The 15,915-nt window shown below is 73.4% G+C and carries 14 protein-coding genes; 11 read left to right on the top strand and 3 right to left on the bottom strand.

Going from position 1 to position 15,915, the window contains the following annotated elements; genetic code table 11:
* Positions 1-95 precede the first annotated feature (95 nt).
* The 6 genes from ACH4N1_RS33435 (at position 96) to ACH4N1_RS33410 (ending at position 5,033) form a co-directional block, all read left to right on the top strand.
* Positions 96-926 (top strand): helix-turn-helix domain-containing protein, encoded by an 831-nt coding sequence (locus tag ACH4N1_RS33435; protein ID WP_398103987.1) that lies wholly within the window; start codon positions 96-98, stop codon positions 924-926.
* Between the two features lie 121 nt (positions 927-1,047).
* Complete coding sequence (gene rimO, locus ACH4N1_RS33430) at positions 1,048-2,520, top strand: 30S ribosomal protein S12 methylthiotransferase RimO (protein ID WP_366061120.1); 1,473 nt, start codon at positions 1,048-1,050, stop codon at positions 2,518-2,520.
* Positions 2,517-3,299, top strand: a complete 783-nt coding sequence (gene pgsA / locus ACH4N1_RS33425) for a CDP-diacylglycerol--glycerol-3-phosphate 3-phosphatidyltransferase (protein WP_398103984.1) — start codon at positions 2,517-2,519, stop codon at positions 3,297-3,299. The genes rimO and pgsA overlap by 4 nt, the downstream gene beginning before the upstream one ends.
* Entirely contained in the window at positions 3,296-3,841 is a 546-nt protein-coding gene (locus tag ACH4N1_RS33420; protein WP_398103980.1) for a CinA family protein, read from the top strand. Before pgsA ends, ACH4N1_RS33420 begins: the two co-directional genes overlap by 4 nt.
* Positions 3,842-3,950: 109 nt before the next feature.
* On the top strand, positions 3,951-4,331 hold the full coding sequence (locus ACH4N1_RS33415; protein WP_366061117.1) for a helix-turn-helix transcriptional regulator: 381 nt from the start codon (positions 3,951-3,953) through the stop codon (positions 4,329-4,331).
* Positions 4,332-4,784: 453 nt separating this feature from the next.
* Positions 4,785-5,033: a hypothetical protein gene (locus ACH4N1_RS33410; protein ID WP_398103977.1), complete on the top strand. Its 249-nt coding sequence runs from the start codon at positions 4,785-4,787 to the stop codon at positions 5,031-5,033.
* 54 nt (positions 5,034-5,087) lie between these two features.
* Here ACH4N1_RS33410 and ACH4N1_RS33405 read toward each other — a convergent pair whose 3' ends face one another.
* Complete coding sequence (locus tag ACH4N1_RS33405) at positions 5,088-5,930, bottom strand: Fpg/Nei family DNA glycosylase (RefSeq protein WP_398103974.1); 843 nt, start codon at positions 5,928-5,930, stop codon at positions 5,088-5,090.
* Positions 5,931-5,981: 51 nt separating this feature from the next.
* Positions 5,982-10,964, bottom strand: a complete 4,983-nt coding sequence (locus tag ACH4N1_RS33400; protein WP_398103971.1) for an ATP-dependent helicase — start codon at positions 10,962-10,964, stop codon at positions 5,982-5,984.
* A gap of 275 nt (positions 10,965-11,239) precedes the next feature.
* Between ACH4N1_RS33400 and ACH4N1_RS33395 the strand changes: the two genes are divergently transcribed.
* Genes ACH4N1_RS33395 through ACH4N1_RS33385 form a run of 3 tightly spaced genes read left to right on the top strand, consistent with a single transcriptional unit; the run spans position 11,240 to position 13,154 of the window.
* The gene (locus ACH4N1_RS33395; protein ID WP_398103968.1) at positions 11,240-12,229 is read left to right on the top strand and encodes an AraC family transcriptional regulator; all 990 of its coding nucleotides are present in this window, start codon (positions 11,240-11,242) and stop codon (positions 12,227-12,229) included.
* Positions 12,130-12,849, top strand: coding sequence for an AzlC family ABC transporter permease (locus ACH4N1_RS33390; protein ID WP_398104005.1), 720 nt, complete (start codon positions 12,130-12,132; stop codon positions 12,847-12,849). The genes ACH4N1_RS33395 and ACH4N1_RS33390 overlap by 100 nt, the downstream gene beginning before the upstream one ends.
* Positions 12,846-13,154 carry an AzlD domain-containing protein gene (locus ACH4N1_RS33385; RefSeq protein WP_398103965.1) on the top strand — a complete coding sequence of 103 codons (309 nt, stop codon included), beginning with the start codon at positions 12,846-12,848 and terminating at the stop codon, positions 13,152-13,154. The genes ACH4N1_RS33390 and ACH4N1_RS33385 overlap by 4 nt, the downstream gene beginning before the upstream one ends.
* Before the next feature lie 59 nt (positions 13,155-13,213).
* Here the strand turns inward: ACH4N1_RS33385 and ACH4N1_RS33380 are convergent, their stop codons facing one another.
* Positions 13,214-14,158, bottom strand: coding sequence for a hypothetical protein (locus tag ACH4N1_RS33380; protein ID WP_398103962.1), 945 nt, complete (start codon positions 14,156-14,158; stop codon positions 13,214-13,216).
* Between the two features lie 79 nt (positions 14,159-14,237).
* Between ACH4N1_RS33380 and ACH4N1_RS33375 the strand changes: the two genes are divergently transcribed.
* Positions 14,238-14,432, top strand: coding sequence for a DUF3046 domain-containing protein (locus ACH4N1_RS33375; RefSeq protein WP_398103959.1), 195 nt, complete (start codon positions 14,238-14,240; stop codon positions 14,430-14,432).
* 60 nt (positions 14,433-14,492) lie between these two features.
* Positions 14,493-15,743: an AI-2E family transporter gene (locus ACH4N1_RS33370; RefSeq protein WP_398103956.1), complete on the top strand. Its 1,251-nt coding sequence runs from the start codon at positions 14,493-14,495 to the stop codon at positions 15,741-15,743.
* Positions 15,744-15,915: the final 172 nt, after the last annotated feature.

The raw sequence follows: 15,915 nt of genomic DNA, 5'->3' as shown, positions 1-15,915 counted from the left end.
CGTACAAAGTCCTACCGCCCGGTTGCCCCTCCCTTTCGTACCCCCCCTAGACTGAACCTCCAGCACAGGTGGCTACACGCTCGAAAGGCGCCCCCGTGTCCATCGGCAACTCCCCTGAAGACGAGCGTCCGTTCGAAGACGTTTCCGAGGCAGCCCACCCCTCCATCGGCCGAGCCCTCCAGCAGGCCCGCATCGCGGCCGGGCTCACCGTCGACGACGTCAGTACCGCCACCCGGGTCCGCATCGCCATCGTGCACGCCATCGAAGCGGACGACTTCACGCCCTGCGGCGGCGACGTCTACGCACGCGGTCACATCCGGACCCTGGCCAGGGCCGTCCGGCTCGACCCCGCCCCGCTGATCGAGCAGTACGACGCCACGCACGGCGGCCGCCCGGCGCCGACCCCGGCGGCACCCATGTTCGAGGCGGAACGCATCCGTCCCGAACGGCGCGGCCCGAACTGGACCGCTGCCATGGTCGCCGCGATCGTCGCCGTGGTCGGGTTCGTCGGGTTCACCGCGTTCAAGGGCGACGACGGCACCACGGACGTCGCCGACGGCACCACCCCGTCGAGCAGCGCGCCCGCCACCCCGACCCCGAAGACCGACAAGCCCGTCGGCGAGGAGCCGGAGCCCTCCGACAGCGCCATCGCCGCGGCTCCACAGGACAAGGTGACCGTCCAGGTCACGGCCACCGACGGCAAGAGCTGGATCTCCGCGAAGGACCACAACGGCCGGCTGCTCTTCGACGGCCTGCTCAAGCAGGGCGAGTCCCAGACCTTCCAGGACAGCGAGAAGGTCAACCTCGTCCTCGGCGACGCCGGCGCGATCCAGCTGTACGTCAACGGCAAGAAGATCGACGACGACTTCCAGCCCGGAGCCGTGGAGCGCCTGACGTACACCAAGGGCGACCCGCAGGCCGGCTGAGGCGGACGGCGTCCGGTGCGCACAGGGGTCGGCGGTGATCGCCGGCCCCTTCGGCGTGCCGCCCGAAGATCACCAACCCCGTCGACATGGGGTGTCAGCCAGACAAAGTAGTCTTGAGCCCATGCCTGAACGCCGTACCGTCGCACTCGTCACCCTTGGCTGCGCCCGTAACGAGGTGGACTCGGAGGAGCTCGCAGGCCGTTTGGAGGCGGACGGCTGGCAGCTCGTGGAGGACGCCGAGGACGCGGACGTCGCCGTCGTCAACACCTGCGGCTTCGTCGACGCCGCCAAGAAGGACTCCGTCGACGCCCTCCTGGAGGCCAACGACCTCAAGGGTCACGGCAGAACCCAGGCCGTCGTGGCGGTGGGCTGCATGGCCGAGCGCTACGGCAAGGACCTCGCCGAAGCCCTCCCGGAGGCCGACGGCGTCCTCGGATTCGACGACTACGCCGACATCTCCGACCGCCTCCAGACCATCCTCAACGGCGGCATCCACGCCTCCCACACCCCGCGCGACCGGCGCAAGCTGCTGCCGATCAGCCCCGCGCAGCGGCAGGAGTCGGCCGGCTCGGTGGCCCTTCCCGGGCACGCTCCGGCGGACCTTCCCGACGGGCTCGCGCCGGCCTCCGGACCCCGCGCGCCCCTGCGCCGCAGGCTCGACGGCAACCCGGTCGCCTCGGTCAAGCTCGCCTCCGGCTGCGACCGGCGCTGCTCCTTCTGCGCCATCCCGTCCTTCCGCGGCTCCTTCATCTCCCGCCGCCCCAGCGACGTGCTGAACGAGACGCGGTGGCTGGCCGAGCAGGGCGTCAAGGAGATCATGCTGGTCTCCGAGAACAACACCTCCTACGGCAAGGACCTCGGCGACATCCGGCTCCTGGAGTCGCTGCTGCCCGAGCTGGCGGAGGTCGACGGCCTCGAGCGGGTGCGGGTCAGCTACCTCCAGCCGGCCGAGATGCGGCCCGGCCTGATCGACGTGCTGACCTCCACGCCGAAGGTCGCCCCCTACTTCGACCTGTCCTTCCAGCACTCCGCGCCCGACGTGCTGCGCGCGATGCGCCGCTTCGGCGACACCGACCGCTTCCTCGAACTGCTCGACACCATCCGGAGCAAGGCGCCCGAGGCCGGCGTGCGCTCCAACTTCATCGTCGGCTTCCCCGGCGAGTCCGAGGCCGACCTGGCCGAGCTGGAGCGGTTCCTGAACCACGCGCGCCTGGACGCCATCGGTGTCTTCGGGTACTCCGACGAGGAGGGCACCGAGGCGGCGACGTACGAGAACAAGCTCCACGAGGACGTCGTCGCCGAGCGGCTCGCGCGGATCTCCCGGCTCGCGGAGGAACTCGTCTCGCAGCGCGCCGAGGAACGGCTGGGCGAGACCCTGCATGTGCTCGTGGAGTCGGTGGACCCCGCCGACGGCGTGTACGGCCGGGCGGCCCACCAGGCGCCCGAGACGGACGGCCAGGTGCTGCTCACGAGCGGCGAGGGCCTGAGCGTCGGTCGTATGGTCGAGGCGAAGGTGGTCGGTACCGAAGGCGTCGACCTGGTGGCCGAGCCCCTCCAGGGCTCGATCGGGTGTAGTGAGGAGGCGGACAGATGACGGGTGTCCCGGCATCGGCCGCGGGAGGCTCCGCGCGGGCCAAGGGGGCTGCCACGAGCCCCGCCCCCGGTGCTTCCGCCTCCGCCGACGCGTCCGCGGAGATGGGCACCGACGTCACCGGCGCCACCCCGGACGAGCAGGGCACCCTCAGGCCCGCGCGGGGCGGGAAGATCGCGGCTGCGGCCGTCAACCAGGCCAGCGTCTGGAACGTGGCCAACCTGCTGACGATGCTCCGGCTCCTGCTGGTGCCCGGCTTCGTCGCCCTCATGCTGGCCGACGGCGGGCACGACCCGGCCTGGCGCGCGTTCGCCTGGGCGGCCTTCGCCATCGCCATGATCACCGACCTGTTCGACGGGCATCTGGCGCGGACCTACAACCTCGTCACCGACTTCGGGAAGATCGCCGACCCGATCGCCGACAAGGCGATCATGGGAGCGGCCCTGATCTGCCTCTCCGCCCTCGGCGACCTGCCGTGGTGGGTGACGGGCGTCATCCTCGGCCGGGAACTCGGGATCACCCTGCTGCGTTTTCTCGTCATCCGGTACGGGGTCATCCCGGCGAGCCGGGGCGGCAAGCTGAAGACGCTCACCCAGGGCGTGGCCGTCGGGATGTACATCCTGGCGCTGACGGGCTGGCTGGCCACCCTGCGGTGGTGGGTGATGGCCGCCGCGGTGGTCCTGACCGTGGTGACCGGGCTCGACTACGTGAGACAGGCCATTGTGCTGCGCCGGCAGGGCATCGCCGAGCGCCGGGCGGCTTCGGAGGAGACGCGAGCGTGAGTTCCACGGCCACCGACGTGGTGCGGCTACTGACAGTGAGGGGCGAGACGCTCGCGGTCGCCGAGTCGCTGACGGGTGGCCTGGTCGCGGCGGAGATCACCTCCGTACCCGGGGCGTCCAAGGCCTTCCGGGGATCGGTGACGGCCTACGCCACCCCGCTCAAACACGAACTGCTCGGCGTGGACGCGGGCCTGCTGGCCGCACGCGGAGCGGTGGACGCGCAGGTGGCGGCGCAGATGGCGGCCGGTGTGCGCGGGGCGCTGGGGACGGACTGGGGCATCGCGACCACCGGGGTCGCCGGCCCGGACGCCCAGGACGGGCAGCCCGTGGGGACGGTCTTCGTCGCGGTCGCGGGTCCCTCGGGGACCGGTTCCGGTTCCGCCTCTGGCGGAAAAGTGGAGGCCCTGCGGTTGAACGGCAGCCGGGCGGAAATTCGTAGAGAGAGTGTACGGAGCGTACTCGCAGTGCTCCTGAGAGAGCTGGCGGGCGAACAGACCGGGAATGAGCGGACACAGGATACGGAACAGAACGGGGGGTTTTGATGTTTGCAGCCCTGAGTGAACACGACATCGCTCCCCGCACGGCCGCGGCGCAAGGCGGTACGGTGGGGCGTGAAGGATGCGGCTACGCGGTCCGAGGAGGGAGCCACCGATGATTCTGCTCCGTCGCCTGCTGGGTGACGTGCTGCGTCGGCAGCGCCAGCGTCAGGGCCGTACTCTGCGCGAAGTCTCCTCGTCCGCCCGAGTCTCACTCGGCTATCTCTCCGAGGTGGAGCGGGGGCAGAAGGAGGCTTCCTCCGAGCTGCTCTCCGCCATCTGCGACGCGCTGGACGTACGGATGTCCGAGCTCATGCGTGAAGTGAGCGACGAACTCGCCCTCGCCGAGCTGGCCCAGTCGGCTGCGGCCACCCCCAGCGGTCCTGTACCGGCGTCGGTTCGCCCGATGCTGGGTTCCGTGTCGGTGACCGGTGTGCCACCGGAGCGGGTGACCATCAAGGCACCCGCCGAGGCGGTGGACGTGGTCGCCGCGTGACGTGCCCCTGGCCGGGTGCGTCGACCGACGACGAGTACGTGCGTGAGGGACGAGTACGTGCGTGAGGACGGTTGCCGGTACGCGTAGGCGTACGGCAGCCGTGAGGCCCCGACCGGGGCCTCTCCGGGAGAACCGGAGGGGTGCGGTCGGGGTTTTTGTGTCAGGTCCTCCGAGTCCGTTTGCCGGGGTTCCGGGCTGCCGTCATCGTGGAGGGTCAGGGCGGGAGCCGATGGACCCGGAGGTGCGGATGTACGCCGTGAAGAGTCGTCTGTCCGACGCGGACCCGCCGTGCCTGCCGCGCCCGCCCTCCGGCGTGCTGCGGTTCCCCGGCGTGCTGTGGTTCCCCGGCGTCGTGCGCGGGTCCGGTGCTGTCGCGGACGGCGGGCCGACGGGGGCCGCGGTGGTGGGCCGTAGGTGACGGCCGGAGCGGGACCGATAGTGCGCCGGGGGGCCGTGCTCGGGCTCGGGGCGGTGTGGTGGTGGGCCGCGGTGCGTCTCGCCCTCGCGCCCGACGCCGGGGCACTCGAAGGGGCCGTCGCGGCCGGTGGCTGGGGGCTGAGTCTGCTGCCCGTGCACTGCGTGGCCAAGTCGCGGGCCGCGGGTGCCCTCGCGGCGGGGCGGTGGAAGGGTGCCTGGCGGGGGAGCGGGTGCGAGGAGGGGCAGGAGCGGGGCGGGCTCGAGGGCGGTGCTGAGGCCCCGTGAGCCTGGTTCGCGCGGGGCGGTGGCCCGGTGGTCGGCGACGGGTGCGGAACGGCGTCAATCCGTGGGCCGGGTGCGGACGCGGCGCGTGGGTGGGGAGCCCGGTGCCGGGACCGGGCCCGACTGGCAGGTGGGGCACCAGTACGTGGGCCGCTCGCGGGAGCCGTCCCCCTGGTCGGCCACGCGGATCGGGGTGCCGCAGCGCAGACAGGGGCGGCCCGCGCGACCGTAGGCGAACAGGGCCTGGCCGCTGCGGCCGGTGGTGACGCGGACCGGGCGGTTGCGGTTGGCCTCCAGGAGCTTCTTCGCGAAGGTCGGCAGTGCGGCGGCGCGGTCCGCGGGAAGGACGCCCACGGGGAGCCAGGGGGTGACCCCCAGGAGGAAGCAGAGTTCGCTCTTGTAGACATTGCCGATGCCGGCGAGGTTGCGCTGGTCCAGGAGGGCCTCACCGAGAGCCCGGGCCGGGTCGGCGAGCAGGTTGGCGAGGGCCCGGTCGGGATCCCAGTCGGGGCCGAGCAGGTCGGGCCCGAGGTGGCCGACCACGCGCTCCTCGTCGGGGGTGCGCAGCAGTTCGAGCACGGGAAGGCGGTAGCCGACGGCCGTGCCGTCGTGGGTGCCGAGAACGGCGCGGATCTGGTGGGCCGGTCCACCGGTCCAGCGCTGACCGTTCGTGAAGACTTTCCAGGCCCCGTCCATCCGCAGGTGAGAGTGGAGGGTGAGACCACCCTCGACACGGGTGAGGAGGTGCTTGCCGCGCGGGGTGACGTCCAGGACGACGCGACCGGTGAGGTCGGCGGTGGCGTACTGGGGCACACGCAGGTCGGAGCGGGTCAGCACCTTGCCCGCGAGGGCGCCGCGCAGCCGGCTCGCGGCCTGCCAGACCGTGTCACCTTCAGGCATGCGTCAAGGGTGGCACGACGGGAGCGGGGCCCGCGGTCGTCCGGTGGCTTCTCATGCGCGCAACCTCAGGCCGCGCGGGGTCGCGATGAAGCCCGCCCCTTCCAGAAGGGCGCCGAAGGGGGAAGTCAGGGCCGAGGTGCCGTTGACGCGCTCCACCGTGACCGTGCCGAGCGATCCCGCACGGGCGGCCGCGGCGAGGGACTCCGCCGCCGCGGGCAGCCGGGGATCTTCGGCGGGCGAGTCGGCGTGGTCCGGAGCGGCGGGCCAGGCCAGCAGGGTCTTGCCGCCGCGCTCCATGTAGAGGGTCAGTTCGCCGTCCACGAGCACCACGAGCGAGCCCGCCTTGCGGCCCGGCTTGTGTCCGGCGCCGGTCGGCGGCTCGGGCCAGGGCAGGGCGGCGCCGTACGCGTTCGCCGGGTCGGCCGCGGCGAGGACGACGCCGCGGGAGGCGGGCGACGGGGTGCGCGGGCCTCGGCCGGCGAACGCGTACCCACTGCCGCCCCGGGGGCCACCGGTGCCGGAGTTCGCGAAGTCGCGCGGTGAGACCCACTCGCCGGGAGCCGGCGGGGAGCCGGCGGTGCCGAGGGCTCCGGGGAGGTCCCAGTCGAGGTCGGCCGGGGGGAATCCGTCGGGGACGGCGAAGGGGTCGTCGGCGCCGGGCCCGGTGTGGGCGCCGTCCGCCCCGTCACCGCCACCGGTTGCGTCGGGCCGGTCCGGACCGGTCGGGGTGGGCAGGGCGGCACCGGTGCCCCACGCGCCCCGGGCGCCGGTCGGGCCCGGTGACGGCTCGCCGCGGTCACGGGCGGTGGCCACCGCCCGGACGCGGTCCACGGCGCCGTCCATCGCGAACTGCGCGGCGCCGAGCCCCTCCACGACATAGCCGCGCCGGGCCTGGCCGCTGTCCTCGAAGGCGGACAGGATGCGGTACGTCGCCGAGAAACCGCCCTCCACGCCCTCGGCCGCGACCGCGCCCCGGGTCACCACACCGTGCCGGTCGAGGAGCGTGCGGGCGAGGGCGTGGGCGCGGACGGTGGGGTCGGGCTCGTGGGCCGGCAGGAGGGACCAGCGGCCGGCGACCGTCGGGGGGCCGCCGCGGGACGCGGGGCGGGCGGCGGCGGTGAGGGAGCCGTACCGCCCCCGGGGGACCGCGCGCTTGGCGCGGTGGGCGGTGGCGCCGGCCGTACGGCCCGAGCCCAGCAGGGCGCGCATCGGCGCCAGCGTGTCGTTGGTGAGGCGGCCGGACCACGCCAGGTCCCAGACCACGTCGGCCAGTCGGGGGTCGGTGGCGTCGGGGTGGGTGGTGGCACGGACCTGGTCGGCGATCTGCCGGAAGAACAGCCCGTAGCCCCCGGCGAGGGTGTCCAGGACGGACTGGTGCAGTGCCGTCAGCTCCAGGGGGTGCGGCGGGGCCAGGAGCAGCGGTGCCGCGTCCGCCAGGTACAGGGACACCCAGCCGTCCTTGCCGGGCAGGGCGCCCGCGCCGGCCCAGAGGACCTCTCCCGCAGCGGTGAGTTCGTCGAGCATCGCCGGCGCGTAGCCCCTGACGCGGGACGGGAGGACGAGCTTCTCCAGGGCGGAGGCGGGCACGGACGCGCCCTGGAGTTGCTCGATCGCGCGCACCAGGCCGTCGGTGCCGCGCAGGGAGTGGCCCGCGCCGATGTGCTGCCACTGGGGGAGGAACTGGGCGAGCGCGGCGGGCGGGACCGGCTCGAGCTCCTGCCGCAGGGCGGCCAGGGAGCGGCGGCGCAGCCTGCGCAGGACGGTCGCGTCGCACCACTCCTGGCCGATGCCGGCCGGGTGGAACTCGCCCTGGACGACGCGGCCGCCCGCCGCGAGCCGCTGGAGGGCGCCCTCGGTGACCGCGACGCCCAGGCCGAAGCGGGCGGCGGCGTCGGCCGAGGTGAACGGGCCGTGGGTGCGGGCGTGGCGGGCGAGGAGGTCGCCGAGCGGGTCCTTGACCGGTTCGGTGAAGGCCTCCGGCACACCGACGGGCAGTGCCGTGCCCAGGGCGTCGCGCAGGCGGCCCGCGTCCTCGACGGCCGCCCAGTGGTCGGCGCCGGCGATACGGACCCTGATGGCGCGGCGGGCCGCGGCCAGCTCGTGGGCCCAGTGCGGCTCGGCGCCCCGTTCGGTCAGTTCCGCGTCGGTGAGCGGGCCGAGCACGCGCAGGAGGTCCGCGACGCCCTCGACGTCCTTCACCCGACGGTCCTCGGTCAGCCACCGGAGTTCCCGCTCCAGTTCGGTGAGCACCTCGGCGTCGAGCAGTTCGCGCAGTTCCGCCTGGCCGAGCAGCTCGGCCAGCAGCCGTGAGTCCAGCGACAGGGCGGCGGCGCGGCGTTCGGCGAGCGGGGAGTCGCCCTCGTAGAGGAACTGGGCGACGTAGCCGAACAGCAGGGACCGGGCGAAGGGGGACGGCTCCGTGGTGGTGACCTCGACCAGGCGTACCCTGCGGGACTCCAGGTCGCCCATCAGCTCGACGAGTCCGGGGACGTCGAAGACGTCCTGGAGGCACTCGCGGACCGCTTCCAGGACGATCGGGAACGAGCCGAACTCGCTCGCCACCTGGAGCAGTTGGGAGGCCCGCTGGCGCTGCTGCCACAGCGGGGTGCGCTTGCCGGGGTTGCGGCGCGGCAGCAGCAGCGCGCGGGCGGCGCACTCGCGGAAGCGGGCCGCGAACAGGGCCGAGCCGCCCACCTGGTCGGTGACGACCTGGTCGACCTCGCCCTTGTCGAAGACGACGTCCGCCGCGCCGATCGGGGCCCGCTCGGCGTCGTACTCCGTGCCGGCCTTCGGGGGCGGCTGGTCGATCAGGTCCAGGCCCATGAGGTCGGCGTCGGGCAGCCGCAGGACGATGCCGTCGTCGGCGTGCATCACCTGGGCGTCCATGCCGTACCGCTCGGACAGCTTGGCGCCGAGGGCGAGCGCCCAGGGGGCGTGCACCTGGGCGCCGAAGGGGGAGTGCACGACGACCCGCCAGTCGCCCAGCTCGTCGCGGAAACGCTCCACGACGATGGTGCGGTCGTCGGGGACGTGGCCGCAGGCCTGGCGTTGTTCGTCCAGGTAGGAGAGGACGTTGTCGGCGGCCCAGGAGTCCAGGCCGGCGGTGAGCAGGCGCAGCCTGGCGTCGTCCTTGGGCAGCGAGCCGACCTCGCGCAGGAACGCGCCGACCGCGCGGCCCAGTTCCAGCGGGCGGCCCAGCTGGTCGCCCTTCCAGAACGGCAGGCGGCCCGGCACGCCCGGAGCGGGCGAGACCAGGACGCGGTCGCGGGTGATGTCCTCGATGCGCCAGGAACTGGTGCCCAGGGTGAACACGTCGCCGACGCGGGACTCGTAGACCATCTCCTCGTCCAGCTCGCCGACCCGGCCGCCGCCCTTCTTGGGGTCGGCACCCGCGAGGAACACGCCGAACAGGCCCCGGTCCGGGATGGTACCGCCGGAGGTCACGGCGAGCCGCTGGGCGCCGGGGCGGCCGGTGACCGTGCCGGCCACGCGGTCCCACACCACGCGCGGGCGCAGCTCGGCGAAGGCGTCGGACGGGTACCGGCCGGCGAGCATGTCCAGGACCGCCGTGAAGGCCGATTCGGGGAGGGAGGCGAAGGGGGCGGCGCGGCGGACGAGGGCGAGCAGGTCGTCCAGCTGCCAGGTGTCCATCGCGGTCATCGCGACGAGCTGCTGGGCCAGCACGTCCAGCGGGTTCGCCGGAACCCTCAGCGACTCGATGGAGCCCGTGCGCATGCGCTCGGTGACCACCGCGGCCTGGACCAGGTCACCCCGGTACTTCGGGAAGACCACACCGGTGGAGACCGCTCCGACCTGGTGGCCCGCGCGGCCCACGCGCTGGAGGCCGGAGGCCACCGAGGGCGGGGACTCGACCTGGACGACCAGGTCGACCGCGCCCATGTCGATGCCCAGCTCCAGACTGGAGGTGGCGACCACCGCGGGCAGGCGGCCGGCCTTGAGGTCCTCCTCCACCAGGGCACGCTGCTCCTTGGAGACCGAGCCGTGGTGGGCGCGCGCGATGACCGCCGGGGCGCCCTGGGCCGCCCCCGAGCCACCCATCAGGTCGGCCGGGGCGTGGTGCTCGTCGAGAGGCTCTCCGGTGGCCCGCTCGTAGGCGATCTCGTTGAGCCGGTTGCACAGGCGCTCCGCCAGGCGCCGGGAGTTCGCGAACACGATCGTGGAGCGGTGGGCCTGGACCAGGTCGGTGATGCGCTCCTCGACATGCGGCCAGATCGACGGGCGCTCGGCGCCCTCGGAACCGTCGGCGACCGGGGAGCCGCCCAGCTCGCCCAGGTCCTCCACCGGGACGACCACCGAGAGGTCGAACTCCTTGCCCGACTCGGGCTGCACGATCTCGACCTTGCGGCGCGGGGAGAGATAGCGGGCGACCTCGTCGACCGGACGGACCGTGGCCGAGAGGCCGATACGGCGGGCCGGCCTCGGCAGGAGCTCGTCCAGGCGCTCCAGGGAGAGGGCGAGGTGGGCGCCGCGCTTGGTGCTCGCCACAGCGTGGACCTCGTCGAGGATCACCGTCTCGATGGTGGTCAGCGCGTCGCGGGCGGCCGACGTCAGCATCAGGAACAGGGACTCCGGGGTGGTGATCAGGATGTCCGGAGGGCGCGTGGAGAGAGCGCGGCGCTCGGCGGGCGGCGTGTCACCGGAGCGGATGCCGACCTTGATCTCGGGCTCGGGCAGTCCCAGGCGCACGGACTCCTGGCGGATGCCGGTGAGAGGGCTGCGCAGGTTGCGCTCGACGTCGACGGCGAGGGCCTTGAGCGGTGACACGTACAGCACGCGGCAGCGCTTCTTCGGGTCGGCCGGCGGCGGCGTCGAGGCCAGCTGGTCCAGGGCCGCCAGGAACGCGGCCAGGGTCTTGCCGGAGCCGGTCGGGGCCACCACCAGCACGTCCGAGCCCTCGCCGATGGCCCGCCACGCGCCCGCCTGGGCCGCGGTGGGCGCGGAGAACGCCCCCGTGAACCAGGCGCGGGTCGCGGGGGAGAAGCCGTCCAGGGCTCGATGTGCTTTGCCGACCATGCGTCCATCCTGCACCCGCGTACTGACAACGCGCCTGACCTGCGGTTTCGCGTCGTGATCCGATCCGGGTCACGGATGTCGGCGCGGGGTGGTCCGGAACGGCGGCGGGTCGCGGGTACGGCGGGGCGGGGCGGGGTGCCGGTGGGCTGCGGGTCCGCCTCGGGCGGCGCGGCGGCGGAGCGCGGGTACGGCAGGGGCGAAGTGAGGGTGCCTGTCGCCCGGCGCGGAGCGGAGGCATCCGGAGGTCTCGGGTCCGCGTCGCGGAGAATGGGGGTGTGGCGGGAACTCGTGAGGTGGCGCGGCACTGGCAGTACGCGGAACTGCCCGGTGTGGACCTGCTGCGGGCCCGGTACGTGCGGAAGAACTTCGTGCGGCACACGCACGAGCACTTCGTGATCGCGGGCATCGCGGAGGGGCTGGAGGTCTTCCAGCACCGGGGCGGTGACCAGTACGCGGGTGCGGGAACGCTCGCTCTGGTCAATCCCGACACCCCGCACACCGGACGGGCCGGTGTGCCCGAGGGCTGGCGGTACGGCGCGGTGTACCCGTCGCCCGAACTCGTGGCCGCCATCGCCGCGGAGACGACGACCCTGCGCGGTACTCCGGGGTTCGTCAGCCCCGTGCTCGACGATCCGTACGCCGTCGCGCTCGTGCACCAGGTCCTCCGGGCCGCCGACGAGGGCAACGCGCTCGCCGCCGACACCCTGCTGCGGGTCGCCGTGACACGGCTGCTGCGGCTGAACGGCGGGACGCTGCCCGGCCGGCAGACGCGCACGGCCGGGGCCCGCACGGCGGCACGCGCGCGTGCCGTGCTGGAGGAGCGGCTCGTCGATCCGCCGACCCTGGAGCGGCTCGCGGGCGACCTCGGGACGAGCCCCTTCGCCCTGCTGCGGGCGTTCCGGGACGCCTACGGGATGCCGCCGCACACCTGGCTCACCGACGCCCGGGTCAGGCGGGCACGGCGCCTGCTGGACGCCGGGACCGCCCCGGCGGAGGCGGCGCTCGCGGTGGGGTTCACCGATCAGCCGCACCTCAACCGTCATTTCGCCAGGATCGTGGGCGTGCCGCCGGGGGCGTACCAGCGGGAGCGCAAGAACGTACAAGACGCGCGGGACGGGCTGCTCCTACCGTCGGACAGGTGGCAGAACAGACAGCTCTCGCAGACATACGGGACGACCGGGGAGGAAGGCCGGACGCCGCCGTCGTCCGGGACGCCCTCGGGGTCGGGATCGCCGTCGGACTCTCCGGGTTCGCCTTCGGGGTGACCTCGGCGGGCAGCGGACTCACGGTGTGGCAGACCTGCGCGCTCAGCCTCCTGGTGTTCACCGGCGCGTCCCAGTTCGCGCTCGTCGGGGCGCTCGCGGCGGGCGGCAACCCGCTCACGGCGGCCGCCGGCGCCTTCTTCCTCGGCGTCCGCAACGCCTTCTACGGTCTGCGCCTGTCGCAGTTGCTGGCCCTCCCGCGCGCGGTGCGCCCCTTCGCCGCGCAGTGGGTGATCGACGAGACCACGGCCGTCTCGCTGGCGCAACGCGATCGACGAGGCGCGCGGATCGGGTTCGCCGTGACCGGACTCAGCCTGTACGTGCTGTGGAACCTCACCACCCTGCTGGGTGCCCTCGGTGCGGAAGCCATCGGGGACACCGACGCGTGGGGGCTCGACGCGGCCGGCCCGGCCGTCTTCCTCGCGTTGCTCGCGCCCATGCTGAAGTCCACCACCGAGCGGGTCGCCGCGGCGCTCGCGGTCCTTCTCGGGCTCGGCCTGCTGCCCGTCCTGCCTGGCGGCGTGCCCGTCCTGGTGGCCGCTCTCGCCGCGCCGCTCGCCCTGTGGGCCGAGGGCCGACGCCAGGGCCGCGCGCGGGGCGAGGCGGAGGAGGAGCGCCGGTGAACGTCTGGATCGCGATCGGCGCGACCGCCCTCGGCTGCTACGCCGTCAAGCTCACCGGCCTGCTCGTGCCCGCCGGGGTGCTCGAACGGCCTCTCGTGCGGCGGCTCGCGGCCCTGCTCCCCGTCGCCCTGCTGGCCGCCCTCACGGCCCAGCAGACCTTCGCCGACGGCCGGTCCCTCGTGCTCGACGCCAAGGCCGCGGGGCTCGCCGCGGCCGCCGTGGCGCTCGTCCTGCGGGCGCCGTTCCTGCTCGTCGTCGCGGCGGCCGTGGCAGTCACGGCGGGGGTACGGGCCCTGGGCGGGTGAGGGCGGATGAGGGCGGGTGTCCTCGGGGGTCCCGTACCGTCCCGTGCCGGCGCGCCGGGTCAGCCGATGGCGCGGCCGTACGACCGGAGGGTGCTCAGCGCTTCGATCGTCACCGCCGGGCGGGACTCCAGCTCCGTGCCCGGCGCCCACCGGCGCCACCGGATCGGCCAGCCGCCGTCCTCCCGCTGCTCGCCGGTGAGGAAGTCCAGGGCGCCCGCCATCTCGGCGTCGGTGAACCACGCCCGCGCGAGCGAACCCGGTGTCTTCGCATAGTCGTACGGGAAGTGGTGCTCGCCGGGCGCGTAGCCGGGGGCGACGGGGTACGCGTCCCGGCGGTCCGGGTCGAGCACGGCGAGCCGCTGCTCGCGCACCAGGCGGCCCAGGCGGTCGGCGGCCGCCTCCGCGCGCGGGCGGTCCGAGGCTGAGTCCAGGAAGACCACGGCGGCCTGGATCTCGTACGGGTGGGACGTCTCCAGGGCGTCGACCGCCCGCCAGCAGAAGTCCGTCGCCCTGAACAGCCAGGCGTGCCAGACCTCGTTGCGGTGCAGCAGACCGACCACCGGACCGGTCGCCAGCAGTTCGCTGGGCGGGTCGTCCACGATCGGGACGAACGGGGCGGCGGGGTAGCCGCGTTGGCTGGGAAGGACCGCCGGGAGGGCCCCGTCGGAGGTGGAGACGGAGGTGAGGTAGCGGCACACCCGTTCCGCGCGCTGCCCGCCGCAGCGGCCGAGCGAGTCCAGGACGCGCAGGGCGCGGGCGGTGTGCAGGGGCTGGCTGACGGGGCCGCGGAGATCGGGCTCGAGCGCGTGGCCGTATCCGCCGTCCTCGTTGCGGTACGCGTCGAGTGCCCTCTCCACGGGGTCGGCGGCGCCATGGAGGAAGTGGTGTGCGAAGAGACGCTGTTCCAGCACGCGCGCGGTGAGCCAGACGAAGTGCTCGGCGCGGAAGAGCGGGGAGCGCGCCGACGGCGTCGGGGGGAGTGGGGATGCTCCGGATTCGACCATGGGTCAGACCGTAGGCCGGAAAGCGGTCTCCGCAGGCGGTCCCGGCCGTGGCCACCCCCGGGCGCGGGATACTGGTGTCATGCGGTTGACGGTCTTCTGGCAGCGGATGGCGGAGCACTTCGGCACGGGGTACGCCGAGACCTTCGCGCGTGATCACGTGATGACGGAACTCGGCGGGCGCACCGTGCACGAGGCGCTGGCGTCCGGCTGGGACGCCAAGGACGTCTGGCGTGTGGTGTGCGCGGTGATGAACGTTCCGCGGGAGAGGCACTGATGCGGCGGGAAGACCGCAGGGGGGTCACCGACTGTCGGTGGCGTGGGCGAGACTTGGTCCGTGGCACCCACTGACGAGAACGGGCGCGTCGGCCCGCAGGCACCCCCGTCGGGCCCGACGCCGCCCACTCGGCCGCCGGCCGGCACCGCGCCGAGCGCGCGGATGCCGCGCTGGCTCCCGCGCGCGATGGTGCTCGCACTCGCCCTGGTCGGTGCGTTCCAGCTGGGCACCTGGGCCTTCCACCAGGTCATCGGCCTGCTGATCAACATCCTCATCGCCTTCTTCCTCGCCCTCGCCGCCGAACCGGCGGTGAGCCGGATGGCGGCGCGCGGCATACGCAGGGGGTTCGCCACCTTCCTCGTCTTCTTCGGTCTGCTGATCGTGTTCGCCGGCTTCTTCACGCTGCTCGGTTCGATGCTCGCCGGGCAGATCATCAAGATGATCGAGGGCTTCCCGCAGTACCTCGACTCGGTGATCAACTGGGTCAACACCACGTTCCACACCGACCTCAGGCGGGTCGACATCCAGGAGGGCCTGCTCCACTCCGACTGGCTGAGGAAGTACGCGCAGAACAGCGCGGCCGGTGTCCTGGACGTCTCCACGCAGGTTCTCGGTGGTCTCTTCCAGCTGCTGACGATCGGACTGTTCTCGTTCTACTTCGCCGCCGACGGGCCCCGGCTGCGGCGCGCCCTGTGTTCCATCCTGCCGCCCGCCCGGCAGGCCGAGGTGCTGCGGGCGTGGGAGATCGCCGTCGACAAGACCGGCGGCTACCTGTACTCACGTGGTCTGATGGCCCTGATCTCCGGTGTGGCGCACTACGTACTGCTCCAGGTCCTCGGTATCCCCTACGCGCCCGTGCTCGCCGTGTGGGTCGGCGTGGTCTCGCAGTTCATCCCGACCATCGGCACCTATCTCGCGGGTGCGCTGCCCATGCTGATCGCCTTCACGGTCGACCCCTGGTACGCGCTGTGGGTACTGATCTTCGTCGTGGTCTACCAGCAGTTCGAGAACTACGTGCTGCAGCCGAAGCTCACCTCGAAGACCGTCGACATCCACCCCGCCGTGGCCTTCGGCTCGGTCATCGCCGGCACCGCGCTGCTCGGCGCGGTCGGCGCACTGATCTCGATCCCCGCGGTCGCCACGCTCCAGGCGTTCCTCGGCGCCTATGTGAAGCGCTACGACGTCACGGACGATCCCCGTGTGCACGGGCACCGGAGACGGGGTGAGGGACCGAATCCGCTCACGCGCGCGCGACAGCTGTGGACGAGGGCGCGGGAGCGGACGGCCGGTCCGGGAGAAGGGTCCCGCTGACACCTGGCGCAGATCCGCCCCCACGGGTCCGCTGACCGGCAAGGGGTTCTTCCACGGGGCCGTCGCGACGAGACCGATGCGAGGGCAGGGGTGTCGCGGATGCGCGGACGCAGGCTCGGAGAGGCCGCGGGGTGCGCTTGACATGAAAATCGAACATCCATTCTGATGGAAG

The organism is Streptomyces sp. NPDC017202, from assembly GCF_044331705.1.
Taxonomy (GTDB): Bacteria; Actinomycetota; Actinomycetes; order Streptomycetales; family Streptomycetaceae; genus Streptomyces.
This window is presented reverse-complemented; position numbering and strand designations above follow the sequence as displayed.